Annotated in this window: 14 protein-coding genes and 1 tRNA gene; 11 read left to right on the top strand and 4 right to left on the bottom strand. The window is 72.0% G+C overall.

Annotated elements, in window-relative coordinates; translation table 11 throughout:
• Positions 1-4 precede the first annotated feature (4 nt).
• Positions 5-619, top strand: coding sequence for a hypothetical protein (locus ACLVWQ_RS33630; RefSeq protein WP_414113025.1), 615 nt, complete (start codon positions 5-7; stop codon positions 617-619).
• 159 nt (positions 620-778) lie between these two features.
• The gene (locus ACLVWQ_RS33625) at positions 779-3,526 is read left to right on the top strand and encodes a Tat pathway signal sequence domain protein (protein ID WP_414113024.1); all 2,748 of its coding nucleotides are present in this window, start codon (positions 779-781) and stop codon (positions 3,524-3,526) included.
• Positions 3,527-3,782: 256 nt separating this feature from the next.
• Here the strand turns inward: ACLVWQ_RS33625 and ACLVWQ_RS33620 are convergent, their stop codons facing one another.
• A complete protein-coding gene (locus ACLVWQ_RS33620) occupies positions 3,783-6,266 on the bottom strand; it encodes an SCO7613 C-terminal domain-containing membrane protein (RefSeq protein ID WP_414113023.1) in 2,484 nt (827 codons plus the stop codon).
• Between the two features lie 141 nt (positions 6,267-6,407).
• Here ACLVWQ_RS33620 and ACLVWQ_RS33615 point away from each other — a divergent pair, with 141 nt between their 5' ends.
• Both ACLVWQ_RS33615 and ACLVWQ_RS33610 read left to right on the top strand, forming a co-directional pair.
• Positions 6,408-6,866 carry an SRPBCC family protein gene (locus ACLVWQ_RS33615; protein WP_414113331.1) on the top strand — a complete coding sequence of 153 codons (459 nt, stop codon included), beginning with the start codon at positions 6,408-6,410 and terminating at the stop codon, positions 6,864-6,866.
• Between the two features lie 39 nt (positions 6,867-6,905).
• Positions 6,906-6,977, top strand: a tRNA-Val gene (locus ACLVWQ_RS33610).
• A 111-nt stretch (positions 6,978-7,088) separates the two neighbouring features.
• Here ACLVWQ_RS33610 and ACLVWQ_RS33605 read toward each other — a convergent pair.
• Positions 7,089-7,823: a 3'-5' exonuclease gene (locus ACLVWQ_RS33605; protein WP_414113022.1), complete on the bottom strand. Its 735-nt coding sequence runs from the start codon at positions 7,821-7,823 to the stop codon at positions 7,089-7,091.
• Between the two features lie 168 nt (positions 7,824-7,991).
• On the opposite strand from ACLVWQ_RS33605, the gene ACLVWQ_RS33600 reads away from it, so the two are divergent.
• From ACLVWQ_RS33600 to ACLVWQ_RS33585, 4 genes are all read left to right on the top strand, one after another.
• Positions 7,992-8,558, top strand: coding sequence for a DUF4365 domain-containing protein (locus tag ACLVWQ_RS33600; protein WP_414113021.1), 567 nt, complete (start codon positions 7,992-7,994; stop codon positions 8,556-8,558).
• A complete protein-coding gene (locus tag ACLVWQ_RS33595; RefSeq protein ID WP_414113020.1) occupies positions 8,555-9,796 on the top strand; it encodes a hypothetical protein in 1,242 nt (413 codons plus the stop codon). Before ACLVWQ_RS33600 ends, ACLVWQ_RS33595 begins: the two co-directional genes overlap by 4 nt.
• Before the next feature lie 169 nt (positions 9,797-9,965).
• On the top strand, positions 9,966-11,942 hold the full coding sequence (gene thrS, locus ACLVWQ_RS33590; protein WP_414113019.1) for a threonine--tRNA ligase: 1,977 nt from the start codon (positions 9,966-9,968) through the stop codon (positions 11,940-11,942).
• A gap of 279 nt (positions 11,943-12,221) precedes the next feature.
• Positions 12,222-12,782 (top strand): HIT family protein, encoded by a 561-nt coding sequence (locus ACLVWQ_RS33585; RefSeq protein ID WP_414113018.1) that lies wholly within the window; start codon positions 12,222-12,224, stop codon positions 12,780-12,782.
• 70 nt (positions 12,783-12,852) lie between these two features.
• On the opposite strand, the gene ACLVWQ_RS33580 is transcribed toward ACLVWQ_RS33585, so the two are convergent.
• Together ACLVWQ_RS33580 and ACLVWQ_RS33575 are read right to left on the bottom strand one after the other, a co-directional pair.
• On the bottom strand, positions 12,853-14,514 hold the full coding sequence (locus ACLVWQ_RS33580) for a hypothetical protein (protein ID WP_414113017.1): 1,662 nt from the start codon (positions 14,512-14,514) through the stop codon (positions 12,853-12,855).
• A gap of 181 nt (positions 14,515-14,695) precedes the next feature.
• Entirely contained in the window at positions 14,696-16,894 is a 2,199-nt protein-coding gene (locus tag ACLVWQ_RS33575) for an elongation factor G-like protein EF-G2 (protein WP_414113016.1), read from the bottom strand.
• A gap of 224 nt (positions 16,895-17,118) precedes the next feature.
• On the opposite strand from ACLVWQ_RS33575, the gene pgsA reads away from it, so the two are divergent.
• Genes pgsA through ACLVWQ_RS33560 form a run of 3 tightly spaced genes read left to right on the top strand, consistent with a single transcriptional unit; the run spans position 17,119 to position 20,170 of the window.
• Complete coding sequence (gene pgsA / locus ACLVWQ_RS33570; RefSeq protein ID WP_414113330.1) at positions 17,119-17,871, top strand: phosphatidylinositol phosphate synthase; 753 nt, start codon at positions 17,119-17,121, stop codon at positions 17,869-17,871.
• Positions 17,868-19,001 (top strand): phosphatidylinositol mannoside acyltransferase, encoded by a 1,134-nt coding sequence (locus ACLVWQ_RS33565; protein WP_414113014.1) that lies wholly within the window; start codon positions 17,868-17,870, stop codon positions 18,999-19,001. Before pgsA ends, ACLVWQ_RS33565 begins: the two co-directional genes overlap by 4 nt.
• Positions 18,998-20,170: a glycosyltransferase family 4 protein gene (locus tag ACLVWQ_RS33560; protein ID WP_414113013.1), complete on the top strand. Its 1,173-nt coding sequence runs from the start codon at positions 18,998-19,000 to the stop codon at positions 20,168-20,170. The genes ACLVWQ_RS33565 and ACLVWQ_RS33560 overlap by 4 nt, the downstream gene beginning before the upstream one ends.
• Positions 20,171-20,210: the final 40 nt, after the last annotated feature.

Below are 20,210 nucleotides of genomic sequence, written 5' to 3'. Positions count from 1 at the left end.
GGTCATGACCCAGACGCGCACGAAGCCCCGCAAGGCCGCTGCCGCCGGGCGGGAGTCCGCCCTCGCGGAGCGGTTCGGGCTCTTCGCCGAGTGTCTGCTCACCGGGGTGTGGATCGCGGTGGCCTCGCTGCCCGTGGTCACCTACCCCGCCGCGTTCGCCGCCGGGTCCCGGCACCTTCGACGGCGTACGGGCCATGAGGCGGGCGGGTGGCGGGAGTTCGTCGCGGACTTCCGTTCGGCCGTGCGCGGCGGGTGGATCGCCGGACTCGCCGGCTGGGCCGCGGCCCTCGCCGTGTGGGTGGACGTCCAGGCGGTACGCGCCGGGATCCCCGGGGGCCCGTTCGTCGGGGCGGTGGGCATCTTCGCGCTGATCGGGCTGGCCGTCGCCGGGCTGCGGGCGGCGGCGGTCTGGGCGCCCGGCGCCTCCTGGCGCGTGCTGCTCGGCGCCGCCGGACGCCGTACCGTCCTCGACCCCGCCGGATCCTTCCTGCTGGTCGGCGGGCTGGCCGTCGTGGCCGTGTCCGCCTGGTTCGTGCCGCCGCTCGCGATCCCCGTCCTGGGGGCCGTCGCGGCGGCGGCGCTCGCCGTGGAGGAGCGCGGCAGGCACCGCCACCGCTGACCGGCCGCCGCGTGCGAACGAGGTGGGCGCCCCGGCGCGGTACCTCGCTCCGCCATGCGCCCGCACCGCACCGCACGCGTACCCATGCCCGTACATCTGCCTCTGCATCTGCACCTGTCATGCCCCTGACTTCCCGCCCCCGTAAGGAAAGGAAAGGCCATGTCCCCCATCCCTCGCAGGTCCCTCCTCAAGGCGGCCGCCGTCGCCGGAGCCGCCGCACAGTTCAGCTGGGCCCTGGGCGCGAAGGACGCGCAGGCCGCCCCGAGAGCCGAGGCCGCCGACGCGGACCCGGTGACTCTGGACTGGCTGGAGGACGGCGGCCTCGGCGAGGCGCCCGGTTCGACCGTGGGCGTGCCCTGGCCGAAGGGCGCGTACGCGAAGGACCAGACGTTCGCGCTGGCCGACGCCGACGGAAAGGAGGTGCCCGTCCAGTCGTGGCCGATCGGCTACTGGCCGGACGGCTCCCTGAAGTGGACCGCGCACGCGGTCGGCCCCGGCGCGGGAAGCGGGAAGCTTACCCTGGACGCCGGATCGCCCGCCGCGCCGGCGAAGAAGGTGACCGTCGCCAGGAGCGGCGGCGCCATCACCGTATCGACCGGCGTCGTCGCCGTGCGGGTCGGCAGGAGCGGCTCCAGCCTCGTCAAGTCCGTCACCCGTGGCTCGACCGAGATCGCCAAGGACGGCCGTCTCGTACTGCTGCGCCAGCCCGAGATCGAGGACGGCGACCAGGGCACCGAGAAGTACGAGCGGTTCGAGAGCGTGATCGCCGAGGCCGAGGTCGAGCAGGACGGACCGGTCCGCGCCGTCGTCCGCGTCGACGGCAAGCACCGCAAGGACAACCGGAGTTGGCTGCCCTTCTCGGTCCGGCTCTACTTCTACGCCGGTGCCGAGTCCTTCCGCATGGTGCACACCATCACGTTCGACGGCACGCAGGAGCCCGGCAAGGCCGGCGGCGACTTCATCCGCGGTATCGGCGTCCGGTTCACGGTGCCGATGCGTGACGCCGCGTACGACCGGCACATCCGGATCGGCGGGGAGGGGACCGGGCTGCTGCGCGAGGCGGTGAAGGGCGTCACCGGACTGCGGCGGGACCCGGGGGCGGCCGTGCGGACGGCTCAGTTCGCGGGCGAGAGGCTGCCCGACCCGTCGACCTGGGACCAGCGGGTGACCACCCGGCTCCAGTACATCCCCGAGTGGGGCGACTACACCCTCTCGCAGCTCTCCGCCGACGGCTTCACGGTCCGCAAGCGGACGAAGAAGGGGCACGGCTGGATCGGCGCGGGCGGCGGCCGGCGGGCGAGCGGCTTCGGGTACGTGGGCGGCGCGAGCGGTGGACTCGCCTTCGGGCTGCGGGACTTCTGGGAGAAGTTCCCCGCCCAGCTCGACATCCGCGACGCCCAGACCGACGAGGCCGAGGTCACCCTGTGGCTCTGGTCGCCCGAGTCGCAACCCATGGACCTGCGCTTCTACCACGACGGCATGGGCCAGGACACCTACCCCGAACAGCTCGAAGGCCTCAACATCACCTACGAGGACTACGAGCCCGGGTTCGGCACGCCGTACGGCATCGCCCGCACCAGCGAACTCCTCTTCTGGGCCCACGAGTCGACACCGAGCGCCGAGGCGATGGCGAAGCAGGTGGCCGCCGTACGCACTCCGGCGCAGCTCGCCGCCCCGCCCCGGCAGCTCATCGAGGCGGGCGTGTTCGGCGGGCTGTTCGCCGAACCGGACCGCTCCACCACCGCCAAGGCGAAGATCGAGGACCACCTCGACTTCCTCTTCACGTACTACAAGGACCAGGTGGAGATGCGTCGTTGGTACGGCTTCTGGGACTACGGCGACATCATGCACACGTACGACCCGAGCCGGCACCAGTGGTGCTACGACGTGGGCGGCTACGCCTGGGACAACTCCGAGCTCTCGCCCGACCTGTGGCTCTGGTTCGCCTACATGCGTTCGGGCCGCGCCGACATCTTCCGCTTCGCGGAGGCCATGACCCGGCACACCGGCGAGGTCGACGTCTACCACCTGGGCGAGTGGGCGGGCCTCGGCACCCGGCACGGCGTGCAGCACTACGCCGACAGCGCCAAGCAGCAGCGCATCGCGAACACCACCTACCGCCGCTACTACTACTTCCTCACGGGGGACGAACGCGTCGGCGACCTCATGCACGCCAACGTCGACTCCGACGAGACGTTCCTCGTGCTCGACCCGATCCGCAAGATCCGCACCGAGCCGTACGAGCCGGACCGTAACGCGCTCTCGATCGGCTTCGGCACCGACTGGAGCGGGCTCGTGTCCGCGTGGCTCACCGAGTGGGAGCGGCGCGGGCCCAAGTGGGAGAAGGCGAAGGCGCGGATCCTGTCGACGATGGAGACCATCGCCGCCCAGCCCAACGGGTTCGTCCAGGGCAGCGCCCTGTACGACCTGGACACCGGGAAGTTCGCTGTCGCGGACACGGCCGTGGTGGGGGTGTCGCACCTCTCGGCGATGTTCGGCCTGGTCGAGCTGAACGCCGAGCTGATCGGCCAGATCGACATGCCGGAGTTCAAGGAGGCGTGGCTCGACTACTGCCGTTACTTCAACGCGACGAAGGCCGAGCAGGCGGCGCGTTACGGGTCCGACTTCGGGACGCTGCTGCTGTTCCAGGGGCACTCGCGGCAGGACGCGTACGCCGCGGTGGAGTCGGGCGACGACGCGCTGGCCGCGCGGGCGTGGCGGCAGTTCTACGACAGTGCCGACACGTGGGACTACAAGGAGTCGACGGACTGGTCGACGAAGAAGGTGGAGGGGCCGGTCGGGCTGGTCGCCGGGAGCGAGGCCTCGTGGGTGTCCACCAACACGACGGCGTTGTACGGGTTGGCGGCCATCCAGAATCTGGCCCTGATCGGCGACCGCATGCCGTGACGCTCCGCTGGGTGCGGGGTGTTGCCGCGGGGCCGTCGAGCGGGCCCCGCCGTTTCCCGGGCTCCTTGGGGGCGTTGTGAAGCGGCGGGTCCGTCCTGGCCGGGCGCGCAGTTCCCCGCGCCCCTTGGAGGTGCCCTGCGAGGCGGCCTCGATCGGGGACGGTGGTGAAGCCGCGGGTTCGCTGTGGCCGGGCGCGCAGTTCCCCGCGCTCCTTGCGGGGCCGTCGTCACGGGGCCCCGCAAGGAGCGGGCGGGGGTCAGCGGAGTTTGGACAGGGCGTCCTTCACTCGGCGGGCGTCCCGTAGGCGTTGTTCGTAGGTGGCGCCCAGGGCCAGGAGGAGCAGGCCCGCCAGGGCCGGGGCCACCCAGCGGGGGAGTGCGCCCACCGCCTGGGCGATGTAGGGGGCCAGTTCGTGGAGTGCGACCACGATCAGGGTGCCGCCGCCCAGGACGAGCGGGGCCCGCAGGCGGTGGCGTACGCCCAGGAGGGTGATGGTGAGTGCCGCGGCGCCCAGCAGCAGGGGGCGCAGCCAGTGCGGGTCGCCCCACACCGCCAGCAGGCTCGGCACGAGGGTCACCGAGAGGCCGGGGCCGTACGCGGTCCAGGACGAGGCCTCGGCATCACGGCTCCTGCGGAGGTGTCCGACGATCAGCGCGGGCACGGTCACCGGCAGCGTGTACGCCTCCGGGGCGCCGGTCTCCCACGCCGCCAGCCGGACCCAGGCGGCCAGTACGAACAGCGCGGTCGCCGCGTAGCCGACCTGCCTGCGGTCCGGGCGAACCGCGACGCCCGCGGCGATGACGCCGCACAGGGCCAGTACGAGGGCGAGCGTGGGCGGTTCGGTGGCGGCGAGGCCGATCGCGAGCAGCCCCGCGACGGCTCCGGCGATCTCGACGGACGCCCGCAGCGTGGCGTCACCGAGCCGGGGCGCCAGCAGCGCGGCCGTGGCCGGCACCACCAGGACGAGCAGCGCGATGTGGTGCGGCTGCCAGCCGAGGGAGGCGCCCGTGGCGCAGGCGAGCGCCATGGCGTACGCGAGGGAGACGGCCGCCGCGACCGGCCGGACGCTCTCCAGCCTCTGCCAGAGGGCCGCCGCCGCGAACAGTGCCGTGAGACCGCCGAGGACGGTGAGCGTCGCGGTTTCCGCGGCCAGGGAGAGGGCCACGAGGTGGAGCGAGCCGATGAGCGCGAGGCAGAGCGCGGTCACGGTCACGGGGGAGAGCCGGCCGGCCGGCGCCGGGACGTCGGCCTTCGCGTCGGCATCCGCACGCGCGTCCGGTGCGTACGCCGCTGCCGCCAGTACCGCCACCGTCGTCGCGCCCAGCGCCGACAGGGCGGCCGGGTAGGGGAGTTCCACCGTCGGCGGCAGGATCTGGGCTGTCGCCCAGGCCAGGGCCAGCGTCCCGCTCAGCGCGAGGGGCCGGTGCGGGCTCCGCCGGAACGCCAGGGCCAGGACCACCGCGACCGCCGCCAGTACCAGCGGAGCGGTCTGCGTGCCGGACGGCCAGGTCGCGGAGACCGTCACCGCGTCACGGGCGTCCGCGGGCGCACCGGACCAGGCGCGTGCCGCCCAGTCGGCCGGACCCAGCAGGGACAGCGCGACGACGGGCAGGGCCCAGGTCAGCGCGAGGGCCTGCACCGTCACGGACGACCACCACAGGCCGCGGCCCACGGTCGCGGGCAGCCAGGTGCCGGGCACGGCCGACAGCGCGATGCCGCAGGCCAGGCAGGCCACGACCGTCCATGCCTCGGACAGGACCGGGGACAGCACGCCGCCCGCCGTGGCGACGGCGATCAGACCGCCGGCCGACGCCAGGCCCAGGGCGGCCCGCGCCTCGGGGGCGCGCCACGCGGCCCCCAGCGGGATCGCCGCGGCGAGGGCGAGGAGCGCCGCCGCACGGGCGACGGCGCTCGGACCGTGGGCATCCCACAGGAGCAGACCGGCCACCAGGGTGCTCCAGGCGCCGGTCCCGTACGCGCAGACGGCGGCGACGGTACGTACGGAGGAGGCGGACACCGTCAGCGCCAAGGCCGCGTCGAGCGCGGCCGTCACCAGCGTCGCCAGCGTGATCGTGTCATCGCTCGCGCCGGCCGCCACCGTCCAGAGCAGCAAGGGGAGTTGAGCCGACGCCACGGCCGACGGGAGCGGCAGCCGCAGTTCACCGAGGACACGGCCGTACGCCGTCCACAGCGCGGCCAGGAGTGCCGAGGCGGCGGCCGCGTAGCCGGTGCCGTCCACCCCGGGCAGCGCGGCCTCGTGCAGCGCGTAGGCGTCGAGCACGGTCAGCGCGAGGCCGAGGCTCGCCACCGCCTCCGCCGTCGAGCGCAGCCCGCGCTTCAGCAGTGTCACGGGCGCGGCGAGCGCGGCCGCGGTGACCGCGCCGAGGACGGCCGCCCGCCCGGCGATGCCCATGTCGCCCCAGCTCACCAGCGTGAACGCGATCGCCGCGACGGTCAGCAGGATGCCGCCGAGCACGAGCAGCACGTTCTGCACGCCGGGGGCCGTGGCCTCCGGCTGTCGGGGGCGGGGGAGGGGCGCGGGCGGTGGCGCCCAGCCGGCCGGGACCCCGGCCGGGGACGCGGACTGGGCCCGGGACCGGGCTGCTTGGGCGCCGGCCGACTGCAGCACATTGAGCAGCCACGCCCGGCGGGCCAGCAACTGGTTCCTTCGGAGGTCCAGTTGCCCCAGCTCGTGGTCGAGGATGCGCAACTCCTCGGCCGGGGGCGGAATGTTAGTCATACCGTGGAGTGTGGGCCAGGTCACGCCGGTGGGCATGAGCGCACGTACTCAGGTCGTACTCAGATCGTCGCGTCCCCCGCCACGGCCTTGCCGCTGACGGGTAGGGCTCGGATCATGGAACACATGAAGCGCACGAAGCCCATGGACTGGACGCACTACCGCTTCCGCAGTCTGTGGAGCCTCGCCGCCCCGCTCGACGACGTCTACGACGCGCTGGCCGACGTCGAGCGCTATCCGCGGTGGTGGCCGCAGGTGCGCGAGGTGGTGCCCGCCGACGAGGTCAGCGGTGTCGTCCGGATCCGCTCGGTGCTGCCGTACGACCTGGTGTTCACCGCCCGGGAGGTGCGCCGCGACCGGGCGGCCGGTGTCCTGGAGATCGTGATGACCGGTGACGTGGACGGCTGGGCCCGCTGGACCCTCGCCGCGGACGGACCGGGTACCCGCGCCCGTTACGACCAGGAGGTCCATGTCACCAAGCCGCTGCTGCGCCGGCTGGCCGTGCCGGGACGGGCCGCGTTCCGCGCCAACCACGCGCTGATGATGCGGGCGGGGCGGCGGGGGCTCGTCGCCCACCTTCGCCGGAACCGCGAAGCGGTTTGAAGGAAACGCACGAAGACCTGTATTGTTCGGTGCGTTCCCGGGCGATTAGCTCAGTGGGAGAGCGCTTCGTTCACACCGAAGAGGTCACTGGTTCGAACCCAGTATCGCCCACCGGGAAAGGCCGGTCCGTCACAGGCGGACCGACCTTTTTGTATGCCCGGATACCTCCGGACACCTGTCACCTGGTAGCTGGTAGCTGGTACCTGGTTCCTTGTCCGGTTCTCAGGCCGCGGCCGCCGGCAGTTCGGGCCGTAGCGGCCAGGCCGGATCCACCTCCACCTCCTCCTCCGAACCGCTGCGGGCGAACCACGCCTGGAGCCCGCGGGCCTGCGCGGCGTGCCAGACGGCCTGCAGCGTGTGCAGCTCGGCCGGCGAGAGCCGCTCCAGGCGGAGCGCGAAACGGCGCCCGACCGCCCGTACGACCTCCAGGGAGGCCAGTGCGTCCGCCGCCGCGTCATGGGCTCCCCGCAGCTCCACCTCGTAGTGCGCGCACAGGTCCGTGAGCGTGCGACGGCCCTTGCGGTAGCGGTCCAGGTGCTTGTCCAGGACCCGCGGATCGAGGACGCGCATCGGCACGGTCTCGAACCAGCGGTCCAGGGACGACGCCCGGTGCCTGCGCAACTCCCGGTCCAGGAGCGTCAGATCGAACGGCGCGTTCATCACCACGACAGGACGCCCCGCCGCGCTCTGCGCGGCCAGCTCCCGCACTATCTCGTCCATCACCGGCGACGGCCAGCGACCGCTGCGCCGCAGGATCTCGTCCGTCAGCCCGTGCACCGCCGTGGCGCCCTCGGGCACCGGCACGCCGGGATTCACCAGCCAGCGGCGCACCCGCGGGCGGCTGCCGGGATACTCCTGGACGACGACGGCGGCCGACACGATCCGGTCGTTCTCCACGTCGACACCCGTCGTCTCGGTGTCGAACGCGCTCAGAGGGCCCTCATACCAGCACGTCATACGCACACAACTCCTCGTTCACCTTCGGCAGTTGACGCGCCGTCCCCTGCCCCATTTGTGATACCCGCACTGTTTGCGCCGTACGCCGGAGGGAGACAACAGAGGTACGGGTCTTTGCAGTTCAGCGACCCGTCGTGGGAACACACAGGATTCGGAAGGCTGTTGGACATGGCGCTCGCGCAGCCCGAGCAGGGCGGGCTGCTGCCCGGACGGACGGCATCGCATCGCGGCTCACTGGCCACCACGGCATGCATGGAGACACTTCAGGTCGGCTATCTGCACGCGGTGGCGGCCGCCTCGGGATGCTCCCTGTCCCAGCCCTTTCCGGACAACGGCATCGACTGGCACGTCAGCCACAGCGCCCCCGGGCACACGGTCGACGACGAAGTCACCATCAAGGTGCAGCTCAAGTGCACCTACCAGATCCCGCCGAACCCCCCGGGCGCCGCCTTCTCCTTCACGCTCGACAACGCCCACCTGGAGAAGCTGGCCCGGACCCCGGTCTCGGTGCACAAAATACTGGTCGTGATGCTGGTGCCCAGGTCACAGGACGACTGGCTGCGTGCCGGTCACGACAGCCTCGACCTGCGGCACTGCTGCTACTGGATCAACCTGGCCGGACACCGGATCACGGGGCGGCGCAGGACCACCGTGCGGATACCGACCACGCGCGTCTTCGACGACAGGGCGCTCTGCGAGATCATGACGCGGGTCGGTACGGGAGGCAGACCGTGACCCACCGCCCCATCGACGAGCCCCTGCGCTCCGTCAGGCCCCACCCCGCCGAGACACCGGGTCCCTGGGACCGGCGGGACCGGCCGCCGCGGCCCGACCAGGTCGACCCGGCCGTCCTCGGCGCGTTGCTGCACCGGCACGGCTGGCAGCGCCGCGGCGGAGCACCCGGCCGCTACGGCCGCTGGACCCCACCCGGTTCGGGCGGATCCGGCGGGTCGGGCACGAGCCTGCTCGTGCCGGAGAGCCGGGCGTTCCCGGACAGCGAGGACCTGCTCGGGGAAGCCCTCGTCGCGCTGTCCCGCAGCGGCTCGCCCTCCGCCCGTGACGTCCTGGTCGCGCTCGCCGTGCCCAGCGACGAGATCAGCTGGTGGCGCGATGTGCCGACGGGCCCGGCCGGCGTCGCGCAGTGGACCGTCGAGGAGCGGTTGCGCACGGCGGCCCGGCAGATGCTCCTCGCGGGCGCCCTCGCCGCGCGTGCCCGGGCCGGCTACTACGGAGCCCGCCACCGCAGGCCCGCCGCCGCCTCCCTGGAGAACGTGCTCGTCGGAGCGGTCCCCGGCGGCCGGCGGCTCACCGCCTTCGTGCCGGTCGCCACCGGCCGCCCGCTCGCCGTCCGGCTCCACCAGGCGTTGTACGCGGCCCGCGAGGCGATCGACTACCGGCGGGCCACCGGTGGCATGGACGCCTTCGACGGGGCCGTCGAGGCAGGCGTGAGCCATGAGCTCACGGAAGCCCTGGTGGCGCTGGTGCGGGGCACGGAAGGAGCGAGGATCGCCGTCGAGTGGGCGCCCGCCGCCGGGGTCCCCGAAGGGTGCGCGGCGCCCGCGGAAGCCGTCGAGTTCTCGCCCGGCGACCTGCCCGCGCTGCGTGAGGCGGGGGCCCGCTATCTGCGCGAGGAGCCGTCCGTGCCCGTGCGCCTCACCGGAACCGTGGTGCGCATGCGCAGGTCGGGGCCGCGTGGCGACGGGACCGTACGGCTGCGGGTGATCGCCGGCGCCGAGGTGCCGCACGTGCGGATGACGCTCGACGAGGAGGCGTATCGGATCGCGGGGCACGCCCATCTGGTCGGGCTGCCGGTGCGGGTGCACGGGCGGCTGGAGAGCCGCGGGGGATTCCGGCGGCTGACCGGGGCCGCCGGGGTGGCGCCGGTGCAGGTGGACGACGCGGAGCGGGACCGGCTGATGAAGTCGCTGCAGGAGAATCTCGACTTCTTCGAGGAGGCGTGCAGCGAGGACTGAGGCGGTTCGCCCCGGGCGTACGGCGCGGTGCGTGGCGGCGAGGGCGGGAAGGGCGCGGGAAGGGGGCGGTGGATAACCGTTTCGCGGTCGGTGCCCCCGGCTCGGTACGATCCTTTCCATGACGCACGCAAGACAGCCTGCGCGCGTTCCCTTCAGTCAGGAGAGTCCGGTGTCAGACGTCCGTGTGGTCATCCAACGCGATTCCGAGCGGGAAGAGCGCGTGGTGACGACGGGCACTACGGCGGCCGAGCTCTTCGCCGGTGAGCGCACCGTCGTCGCGGCGCGGGTGGCAGGTGAGCTGAAGGACCTCGCGTACGAGGTGCGGGACGGCGAGAGCGTGGAGAGCGTCGAGATCTCCTCCGAGGACGGTCTCAACATCCTGCGGCACTCCGCCGCGCACGTGATGGCGCAGGCCGTGCAGGAGCTGTTCCCCGAGGCCAAGCTGGGTATCGGCCCGCCGGTCAAGGACGGCTTCTACTACGACTTCGACGTGGCCAGGCCCTTCACGCCCGAGGACCTCAAGGCCGTCGAGAAGAAGATGCAGGAGATCCAGAAGCGCGGCCAGCGCTTCTCGCGCCGCGTCGTCACGGACGAGGCCGCCCGCGAGGAGCTCGCCGACGAGCCGTACAAGCTGGAGCTGATCGGTCTCAAGGGCGCCGCCTCGACCGATGACGGCGCGGACGTCGAGGTGGGCGCCGGCGAGCTCACCATCTACGACAACCTCGACCCCAAGACCGGCGACCTGTGCTGGAAGGACCTCTGCCGCGGTCCACACCTGCCGACCACCCGGAACATCCCGGCGTTCAAGCTGATGCGCAACGCCGCCGCGTACTGGCGCGGCAGCGAGAAGAACCCGATGCTCCAGCGCATCTACGGCACCGCCTGGCCCTCCAAGGAGGAGCTGAAGGCGCACCTGGAGTTCCTCGCCGAGGCCGAGAAGCGCGACCACCGCAAGCTCGGCAGCGAGCTGGACCTGTTCTCCGTCCCGGAGCAGATCGGCTCCGGCCTCGCGGTCTTCCACCCCAAGGGCGGCATCGTCCGCCGGACCATGGAGGACTACTCGCGGCGCCGCCACGAGGAGGAGGGCTACGAGTTCGTCTACACCCCGCACGCCACCAAGGGGAAGCTCTTCGAGACCTCGGGCCACCTGGACTGGTACGCGGACGGCATGTACCCGCCCATGCAGCTCGACGAGGGCGTGGACTACTACCTCAAGCCCATGAACTGCCCGATGCACAACCTGATCTTCGACGCGCGCGGCCGCTCCTACCGCGAACTGCCGCTGCGCCTCTTCGAGTTCGGGACCGTGTACCGGTACGAGAAGTCGGGTGTCGTGCACGGTCTGACCCGTGCCCGGGGCTTCACGCAGGACGACGCGCACATCTACTGCACCCGTGAGCAGATGGCCGAGGAGCTCGACCGGACGCTGACCTTCGTGCTCGGGCTGCTGCGCGACTACGGCCTGGCCGACTTCTACCTGGAGCTGTCCACCAAGGACCCGGAGAAGTTCGTCGGCTCGGACGAGGCGTGGGAGGAGGCCACCGAGACGCTGCGGCAGGTGGCCGAGAAGCAGGGTCTCCCGCTCGTCCCGGACCCGGGTGGCGCGGCCTTCTACGGGCCGAAGATCTCGGTGCAGGCGCGCGACGCGATCGGCCGGACCTGGCAGATGTCGACGGTGCAGCTCGACTTCAACCTGCCGGAGCGGTTCGACCTGGAGTACACCGGTCCGGACGGCTCGAAGCAGCGGCCCGTGATGATCCACCGTGCGCTCTTCGGGTCGATCGAGCGGTTCTTCGCGGTCCTGCTCGAGCACTACGCGGGGGCGTTCCCGGCGTGGCTGGCGCCTGTGCAGGCGGTGGGCATCCCGATCGGTGACGGGCACATCGACTATCTGCAGAAGTTCGCCGCCGAGGCGAAGAGGAAGGGGCTGCGGGTCGAGGTCGACTCGTCGTCCGACCGGATGCAGAAGAAGATCCGCAACGCGCAGAAGCAGAAGGTGCCGTTCATGGTCATCGCGGGGGACGAGGACATGGCGAACGGGGCGGTTTCCTTCCGGTACCGCGATGGTTCGCAGGAGAACGGGATTCCGTTGGGCGAGGCCGTTGCGAAGATCGCGAAGGTGGTCGAGGAGCGGACGCAGATCTGATCCGCGTGCGTCCGGAGGCCGGTCGCGCAGTTCCCCGCGCCCCTGAGAGGCGGGGCTGCGCCCCGGCCTCCGCTTGTCGGTGCGTGCGGCGCCGTTGTGGTTGGGCGCGCAGTTCCTCGCGCCCCTGGGGGCGGGCTGCGCCCTGGTCCCCGATCTCCCTCGCGCCTCTGGGGGGCGGGGCTGCGCCCCGGTCCCCAGGTGTCCTCGCGCCCCAGGCTGTCGGTGGGGGCGGGGATTTCGTGAGGTACCCGGCGGCACTTCGTGTATGGGCGAAGCCATATGCTGCACCTCATGAAGAGTGAGCCGGAGCAGCAGATCGGAGTCGGCACACAGGACGCGTTCCAGCGCCTGTGGACGCCCCACCGGATGGCGTACATCCAGGGGGAGAACAAGCCCACCGGTCCCGGGGCCGACGACGGCTGTCCCTTCTGCTCGATCCCGGCGAAGTCCGACGAGGACGGCCTGGTCATCAAGCGCGGCGAGCAGGTCTACGCGGTGCTCAACCTGTACCCGTACAACGGCGGGCACCTGATGGTCGTGCCCTACCGGCACGTCGCGGACTACACCGACCTGACCGTCCCGGAGACCGCCGAGCTCGGTGAGCTGACCAAGCAGGCGATGGCCGCGCTGCGGACCGCCTCCGGTGCGCACGGCTTCAACATCGGGATGAACCAGGGCTCGGTCGCGGGCGCCGGCATCGCCGCGCACCTCCACCAGCACGTCGTGCCCCGCTGGGGCGGCGACACGAACTTCATGCCGGTGGTCGGGCACACCCGCGTACTGCCCCAGCTCCTCGCGGACACCAGGAAGATGCTCGCGGACGCCTGGCCCTCGGCCTGACGCCTGGCTCCTCGGACGTCTACGGGGCGCTGAGAGCGGCGCCCCGCAGGGTCTACCCCCGCCTGGACGCCTACGCGTCGTACACGTCCGCCTTGCGCGGTGAGGCGTCCTGGACGGCTCCGCTGAGCGCGGACGAACGGTTGCCGAACTTCGTGGTGTCCACGCCGTTGTCGTTCAGTACGCGGATCGCCGCCGCGTGCACCACCCGCAACACCGGCGTCGCGGCGCGCAGGGCGTCGTCGGCCATGAAGCGGTGCCGCCAGGGCTTGGCCGCCCAGGCGTGGCGCAGACCGAACGGCTCCGGCAGGGACAGCTTGCCGCCGAGCCAGTCGAGGATCGGCGGGTACCAGGTGAAGGGCGCGCGCACCGCGAGCCGTACGACCTCGTCGGCGTCGATCAGCGGCAGCTTCTGCGTCTTGGTCTCCCAGAACCTGATGGTCTTGGGGACCGTCTTCGTCTTGGCGGCGGGACCGCTGGTGAAGAGCGAGTGCACGGGCCCCAGGGCATGACCGGTGACCTCGATGCGCAGCGTCTCGTGCAGTACGGTCACGGTGATCAGCATCGTGATGATCAACTGGCCGTCCCAGAGCGTCCACTGGACCCCGAGGTAGTGGCGGTCACCGCTGCCGAACTGCTGCTTGTTGCAGATGTCCTGGATGGCGTGCGGCTTGATCTGGTACGCGTCCACGTCGGTGCCGCTGGGACGGGAGACCGAGCCCGCGTTCTCGTTGATCGGGGTGACCACCCAGTGCCGTATCGAAGGCGCCGGGAAACCACCGGTGTTGAGCGGGCCGCGCTCCAGCATGCGGAGCTGGTCGTGGATCGACCGGATGACGTCCCAGCTGCGGAACGGGTGGATCTCCTTGGTGGGGTCGGCCGCTACCAGGTCCTCGGCGAGCTGCCAGGTGCCCCAGCGCGTGCCCATGCCCAGTATTCCCTTGGGGCCCGCGTAGAAGACCGAGTTGGACTGCTGCTCGGCGCCGAGCCGGGCCAGGCCCTGGCGCAGCCGCTCGGCCGCCGTCTCGCCGGGGCTGCCCGGCACCGACTCGGGGATCTTGGCGCCGATGCCGCCGCCCGCCAGCAGACCGCTCCAGCGATCCCGCAGGTCATGGGCGGTGCGCTCGCAGATCTGCTTGGCCCAGAGCCAGCCGACCACGGGCGCGACGATCGCGGCGCGGGCGTACCAGGCCCAGAAGCCGGTGAAGGGCATCTTGATCAGGAAGAGCACCGCGAGAGCGCCCACGCCGATCAGGAGCGTGGTGGCGAGGGCGCCGGCCCGCTTGTCCGAGACCTTGGAGACCGACCGGCGGATCTGGAAGACCAGCAGCCAGATGAGCAGGCCCGGCAGGAAGATCAGGCCGGTCAGCACCATCACGGCGGTGAGCCAGCTGTCCCGCTCCTTGCGGATGTGGTTGGCCGCCAGGCAGTGCTCGACCACGACCTGCGGCTCCGTGCCGAAGGACTGGATGAGCGCGCCCCGGCCGCCGCCCAGCATCCGCAGCTGCACCGCTCTGGCGAAGGCCTCGCCCAGGTTCGGCTTGAAGATCGTGGCCCACTTGCGGCCCGGCGAGACACTCGACTTGTGCCACTCGCTGTTGGCGTCGAGGATCGCGTCGACGGGACTGTCCCGGTACGCCGCCGAGGCGAGGGCGTACGTCGCCGCCGTCTGTCCCGCGCCACCCGAGAGCGGGACCTGTGCTCCAGGCCTGAAATCGAATGCGTCGTCCGCCATCCCGCCCCCATCGCCGCCGTGCTCCGCTGCTGCGGCTCTTCCCGACTGGCTCTTCCCGACTTCCGTGCTCCGCACACCTGTTGATCAGGTCATCGTCTTGATCAGGTTCTCAGAGTATCGCCAAGGGCCGACAATCGTCGGCGGACGGCCGTGGCCGTCCGCCGAGGAGGGGGGAGGTCAACTAGACATTTCCCTGTGCCTGTTCGCGGATCTTGTCCGTCAACTGCGGTGGCATCGGCTCGTGCCGGGCGTAGACGCGGTCGAACCGTGCGGTGCCGTGCGACAGGGAGCGCAGATCGACCGCGTATCGGCCGATCTCGATCTCGGGCACCTCGGCCCGTACCAGGGTCCGGCCGCCGGCCGACTGCTCGGTGCCGACGACCCGCCCGCGCCGCCCCGACAGATCGCTCAGCACGGCACCCACGTACTCGTCGCCCACCAGGACGGTCACCTCGGCGACCGGCTCCAGGAGATGGATTCGCGCGTCGGCCGCGGCCTCCCGCAGCGCGAGCGCGCCGGCGGTCTGGAACGCCGCGTCCGACGAGTCCACGGAGTGCGCCTTGCCGTCGAGCAGCGTGACCCGCACGTCGATGAGCGGATACCCCGCGGCCACCCCTCTGGCGGCCTGGGCGCGCACCCCCTTCTCCACGGACGGGATGAACTGCCGGGGCACGGCCCCGCCGACCACCTTGTCGACGAACTCGACGCCCGAGCCGCCGGGCAGCGGCTCCACCTCGATCTCGCAGATCGCGTACTGCCCGTGCCCGCCGGACTGCTTCACATGACGGCCGCGCCCCGCCGACCTGGCCGCGAACGTCTCCCGCAGGGACACCTTGTGCGGTACGACGTCGACCTGGACGCCGTACCGGCTGCGCAGCCGTTCCAGGGCGACGTCCGCGTGGGCCTCGCCCAGGCACCACAGCACGACCTGGTGGGTGCTCTGGTTCTGTTCCAGGCGCATCGTCGGGTCCTCGGCGACCAGCCGGGCCAGGCCCTGCGAGAGCTTGTCCTCGTCGGCCTTGCTGTGCGCCTGGATGGCGAGCGGCAGCAGCGGGTCGGGCATCTGCCACGGCTCCATGAGGAGCGGGTCGTCCTTGGCGGAGAGCGTGTCACCGGTCTCCGCGCGGTTCAGCTTGGCCACGCACGCCAGATCTCCCGCGATCGCGTGCGTCAGGACCCGCTGCTGCTTGCCGAAGGGCGCGGACAGGGCGCCGATGCGCTCGTCGACGTCGTGGTCCTCGTGGCCGCGGTCGGCGAGCCCGTGCCCGGAGACGTGCACCGTCTCGTCGGGGCGCAGCGTCCCGGAGAACACCCGCACCATCGAGACCCGCCCCACGTACGGGTCGGACGCGGTCTTCACGACCTCGGCGACCAGCGGCCCGGCCGGGTCGCAGGCCTTGACCGGGCGGGCCCGCCCGTCCGGGGTGGTGACCGTCGGGGCCTCGCGCTCCATCGGGGTCGGGAAGCCGCCGGTGATCAGTTCGAGGAGCTCCACGGTGCCCAGCCCCTGCCGGGCGCCCTCGGCGGCGGGCGCGGCGGCCAGCACCGGGTGGAAGGCCCCGCGTGCGACGGCCCGCTCCAGGTCCTGCACGAGGGTGCCGAGTTCGATCTCCTCGCCGCCGAGATAGCGGTCCATGAGGGTCTCGTCCTCGCTCTCCGAGATGATCCCCTCGATCAGCCGGTTGCGGGCCGCCTCGATGCGCGGCAACTGCTCGGGACCGGGCTCGGACTCCTTGCGCTCCCCGGAGGAGTAGTCGAACAGCCGCCGCGAGAGCAGTCCGACCAGGCCGGTCACCGGCGCGTGCCCGTCGGGCCCCTGGGGGCCGTGCAGCGGCAGGTACAGGGGCAGTACGGCGTCGGGGTCGTCCGCGCCGAAGGCCTCCGCGCAGATCCGCGTCATGCCGTCGAAGTCGGCGCGGGCCGACTCCAGGTGCGTCACCACGATGGCCCGCGGCATACCGACCGCCGCGCACTCCTCCCACAGCATGCGCGTCGAGCCGTCCACGCCGTCCGAGGCCGAGACGACGAAGAGGGCCGCGTCCGCCGCTCGCAGACCGGCCCTCAACTCGCCGACGAAATCGGCGTATCCGGGAGTGTCCAGCACATTTATCTTGTATCCGTCCCAGTCGACCGGGACCAGGGACAGCTGCACCGAGCGCTGCTGCCGGTGCTCGATCTCGTCGTAGTCGGAGACGGTGCCGCCGTCCTCCACACGGCCCGCCCTGTTCACCGCTCCCGCCGTCAGCGCGAGAGCCTCCACCAGAGTGGTCTTGCCCGATCCGCTGTGGCCGACCAGCACCACATTCCGTACGGACGCGGGGTGGTCGGCCGCCGTAGCCCTGCCGGCGGCTCCGGGGTGTGCGTTCGCCTTGTCGCCCATGGAATTGCCTCCCGTGCACGGTGAGGTCACTGGGGCGCGGGCCTGCGGATCCGCGTACGGCGGCTCCGGTGACGCCCGCGGTGCCATCGAGCTTTGCACTCGGGTCACGGTGCGTCCATACGGCGGACGCGATCGTGCCGTCTCCCGGACGTCGCCCGGATGTCACCAGGACGTGACCCGGGGCGCGGGTGCCCGACCGTCGCACACGCACGCGCGTGACTACGATGGGCCAGCCGGTGGCCAGCAGGGGCCACCCGGCCACACCGACCGTCGGGAAGGCCATGCTGAACAAGTACGCGCGTGCATTCTTTACGCGTGTCCTCACACCGTTCGCCGCGTTTCTCATCCGGCGGGGGGTGAGCCCCGACACGGTCACCCTCCTGGGCACGGCCGGAGTGACGGCGGGAGCGCTGGTCTTCTTCCCCCGCGGACAGCTCTTCTGGGGCACGATCGTCATCACGCTCTTCGTGTTCTCGGACATGGTCGACGGCAACATGGCGCGCCAGCTGGGCCGTTCCAGCCGCTGGGGCGCTTTCCTCGACTCGACGCTCGACCGGGTCGCCGACAGCGCGATCTTCGGCGGCTTCGCGCTCTGGTACGCGGGCAACGGCGACAACAACGTCCTGTGCGCCGTCTCGATCTTCTGCCTGGCCAGTGGCCAGGTCGTGTCGTACACCAAGGCCAGGGGCGAGTCGATCGGGCTGCCCGTCGCCGTCAACGGCCTCGTCGAGCGGGCCGAACGCCTGGTGATCTCGCTGGTCGCGGCCGGCCTCGCGGGCTTCCACGAGACGTTCGGTGTGCCCGGCATCCAGGTGCTGCTGCCCATCGCGCTGTGGATCGTCGCCGTGGGCAGTGTCGTCACGCTGGTCCAGCGTGTGGTCACGGTGCGCCGGGAGTCCGCGGAGGCCGACGCGGCCGCCGCGTCGGCCGACGCCCCGCCGGAGAACACCCCGCGGAGCAGCGGGGCCCCCTCGTGAGCGGTCTGCGGGACCAGCTGACCTACGGTGCGTACGCCGCCGGCTGGGGGGCCGTCAAGAAGCTCCCCGAGCCCGTGGCCGTGCGCCTGGGCCGGACCATCGCCGACATCACCTGGAAGCGCCGCGGCAAGGGCGTACGGCGGCTCGAATCGAACTACGCGCGCGTGCTGCCCGACGCGTCCCCCGAGCGGCTCGCGGAGCTCTCCCGCGCGGGCATGCGTTCGTACCTGCGGTACTGGATGGAGTCGTTCCGGCTGCCCGCCTGGAGCAAGGACCGCATCAGGAACGGTTTCGAGGCGACGGACCTCCACCATCTGACCGACGGGCTCGCGGCGGGCAAGGGCGTCATCCTCGCGCTGCCGCACCTGGGCAACTGGGACCTCGCGGGGGCCTGGGTCACCACCCGGCTGGAGACGCCGTTCACGACGGTCGCCGAGCGGCTCAAGCCGGAGAAGCTGTACGACCGGTTCGTTTCGTACCGCGAGGGCCTCGGCATGGAGGTGCTGCCGCACAGCGGCGGCACGGCGTTCGGCACGCTGGCCCGGCGGCTGCGGGACGGCGGCCTGGTCTGCCTGGTCGCCGAGCGCGACCTGTCCGCCAACGGGGTCGAGGTCACCTTCTTCGGCGACACGACCCGGATGCCCGCGGGCCCCGCGCTGCTCGCCCAGCAGACCGGCGCGCTGCTGCTGCCCGTGACGCTCTGGTACGACGACTCGCCCGTGATGCGCGGCCGGGTCCATCCCCCCGTCGAGGTCCCCGAGTCAGGTACCCGGGCCGAGAAGACGTCTGTCATGACACAGGCGCTGGCCGACGCCTTCGCCACGGGGATCGCCGACCACCCGGAGGACTGGCACATGCTGCAACGCTTGTGGCTCGCCGACCTTGAACCCCGCCCGGTCCCGACCGAGGGGGAGCCCCGTCCGGGGGAGCCTGAGGGGGGAGGACCCACCGGAGAGGCCCCGGCCGGGGAACCCGCCACGGGGCCGGCCGGCGGAGAGTCTCTTGGGGAGGGGCCTGACGGCGGGTCGACCGCGGAAGGGTCCGGTGGTGAGTCCGCACGGGAAGGCGCCGGTGGAAGCACCTCCGCGCAGGTGTCCGGTGGGCCGGGCCGGAGCGGGGAGCGGTTGTGAGGATCGGGATCGTCTGCCCGTACTCCTGGGACGTGCCCGGGGGAGTCCAGTTCCACATCCGCGACCTCGCAGACCACCTCATCGCGCTCGGGCACCACGTGTCCGTGCTCGCCCCCGCCGACGACGAGACACCGCTCCCGCCGTACGTCGTCTCGGCGGGCCGCGCCGTGCCGGTGCCGTACAACGGCTCGGTCGCGCGCCTCAACTTCGGGTTCCTGTCGGCCGCGCGGGTACGCCGCTGGCTGCACGACGGCACGTTCGACGTGATCCACATCCACGAGCCCGCGTCCCCCTCCCTCGGACTGCTCGCCTGCTGGGCGGCGCAGGGGCCGATCGTCGCCACCTTCCACACGTCGAACCCGCGCTCCCGGGCGATGATCGCCGCGTATCCGATCCTGCAGCCCGCCCTGGAGAAGATCAGCGCGCGGATCGCGGTGAGCGAGTACGCGCGGCGCACCCTCGTCGAGCACCTGGGCGGTGACGCCGTGGTCATCCCGAACGGCGTCGACGTGGACTTCTTCGCCGAGGCCGAGCCCGAACCGGCGTGGCAGGGCGGCACGATCGGCTTCGTCGGCCGTATCGACGAGCCCCGCAAGGGACTGCCGGTCCTGATGAAGGCGCTGCCGAAGATCCTCGCCGAGCTGCCGGAGACGCGGCTCCTGGTCGCCGGACGCGGTGACGAGAAGGAGGCCGTGGAGAAACTGCCGGCCGAGCTGCGCCCGCGCGTCGAGTTCCTCGGCATGGTCAGCGACGAGGACAAGGCCCGGTTCCTGCGCAGCGTCGACGTGTACGTCGCGCCCAACACCGGCGGCGAGAGCTTCGGGATCATCCTGGTCGAGGCCATGTCGGCGGGCGCGCCCGTGCTCGCCTCCGACCTCGACGCGTTCGCACAGGTCCTCGACCAGGGCGCCGCGGGCGAGCTGTTCGCCAACGAGGACGCGGACGCGCTGGCCCGCGCGGCGGTACGCCTCCTCGGGGATCCCGCGCGGCGCGCGGAACTCCGTGCGCGGGGGAGTGCGCACGTGCGGCGCTTCGACTGGTCGACGGTCGGGGCGGACATCCTGTCCGTGTACGAGACGGTCACCGACGGCGCGGCGGCGGTCGCGGCGGCCGACGAGCCGACCGAACCGGGCGGCCTGCTGTCCCGCTTCGGCCTCGCCCGAGACTGAGAGGCGCCCGAACCCCCACCTCGTCCTCAAACGCCGGACA

This window comes from Streptomyces sp. CWNU-52B, from assembly GCF_047444975.1.
In the GTDB taxonomy this organism is placed as follows: domain Bacteria; phylum Actinomycetota; class Actinomycetes; order Streptomycetales; family Streptomycetaceae; genus Streptomyces.
Note: the sequence above shows the minus strand (reverse complement) of the source record. Positions and strands in the feature narration are given on the sequence as shown.

Coding starts and splice junctions, on each gene's coding strand:
- ACLVWQ_RS33630 (WP_414113025.1), top strand. CDS start 5: ATGACCCAGACGCGCACGAAGCCCCGCAAGGCCGCTGCCGCCGGGCGG.
- ACLVWQ_RS33625 (WP_414113024.1), top strand. CDS start 779: ATGTCCCCCATCCCTCGCAGGTCCCTCCTCAAGGCGGCCGCCGTCGCC.
- ACLVWQ_RS33620 (WP_414113023.1), bottom strand. CDS start 6,266: ATGACTAACATTCCGCCCCCGGCCGAGGAGTTGCGCATCCTCGACCAC.
- ACLVWQ_RS33615 (WP_414113331.1), top strand. CDS start 6,408: ATGGACTGGACGCACTACCGCTTCCGCAGTCTGTGGAGCCTCGCCGCC.
- ACLVWQ_RS33605 (WP_414113022.1), bottom strand. CDS start 7,823: ATGACGTGCTGGTATGAGGGCCCTCTGAGCGCGTTCGACACCGAGACG.
- ACLVWQ_RS33600 (WP_414113021.1), top strand. CDS start 7,992: ATGGCGCTCGCGCAGCCCGAGCAGGGCGGGCTGCTGCCCGGACGGACG.
- ACLVWQ_RS33585 (WP_414113018.1), top strand. CDS start 12,222: ATGCTGCACCTCATGAAGAGTGAGCCGGAGCAGCAGATCGGAGTCGGC.
- ACLVWQ_RS33580 (WP_414113017.1), bottom strand. CDS start 14,514: ATGGCGGACGACGCATTCGATTTCAGGCCTGGAGCACAGGTCCCGCTC.
- ACLVWQ_RS33575 (WP_414113016.1), bottom strand. CDS start 16,894: ATGGGCGACAAGGCGAACGCACACCCCGGAGCCGCCGGCAGGGCTACG.
- pgsA (WP_414113330.1), top strand. CDS start 17,119: ATGGGCCAGCCGGTGGCCAGCAGGGGCCACCCGGCCACACCGACCGTC.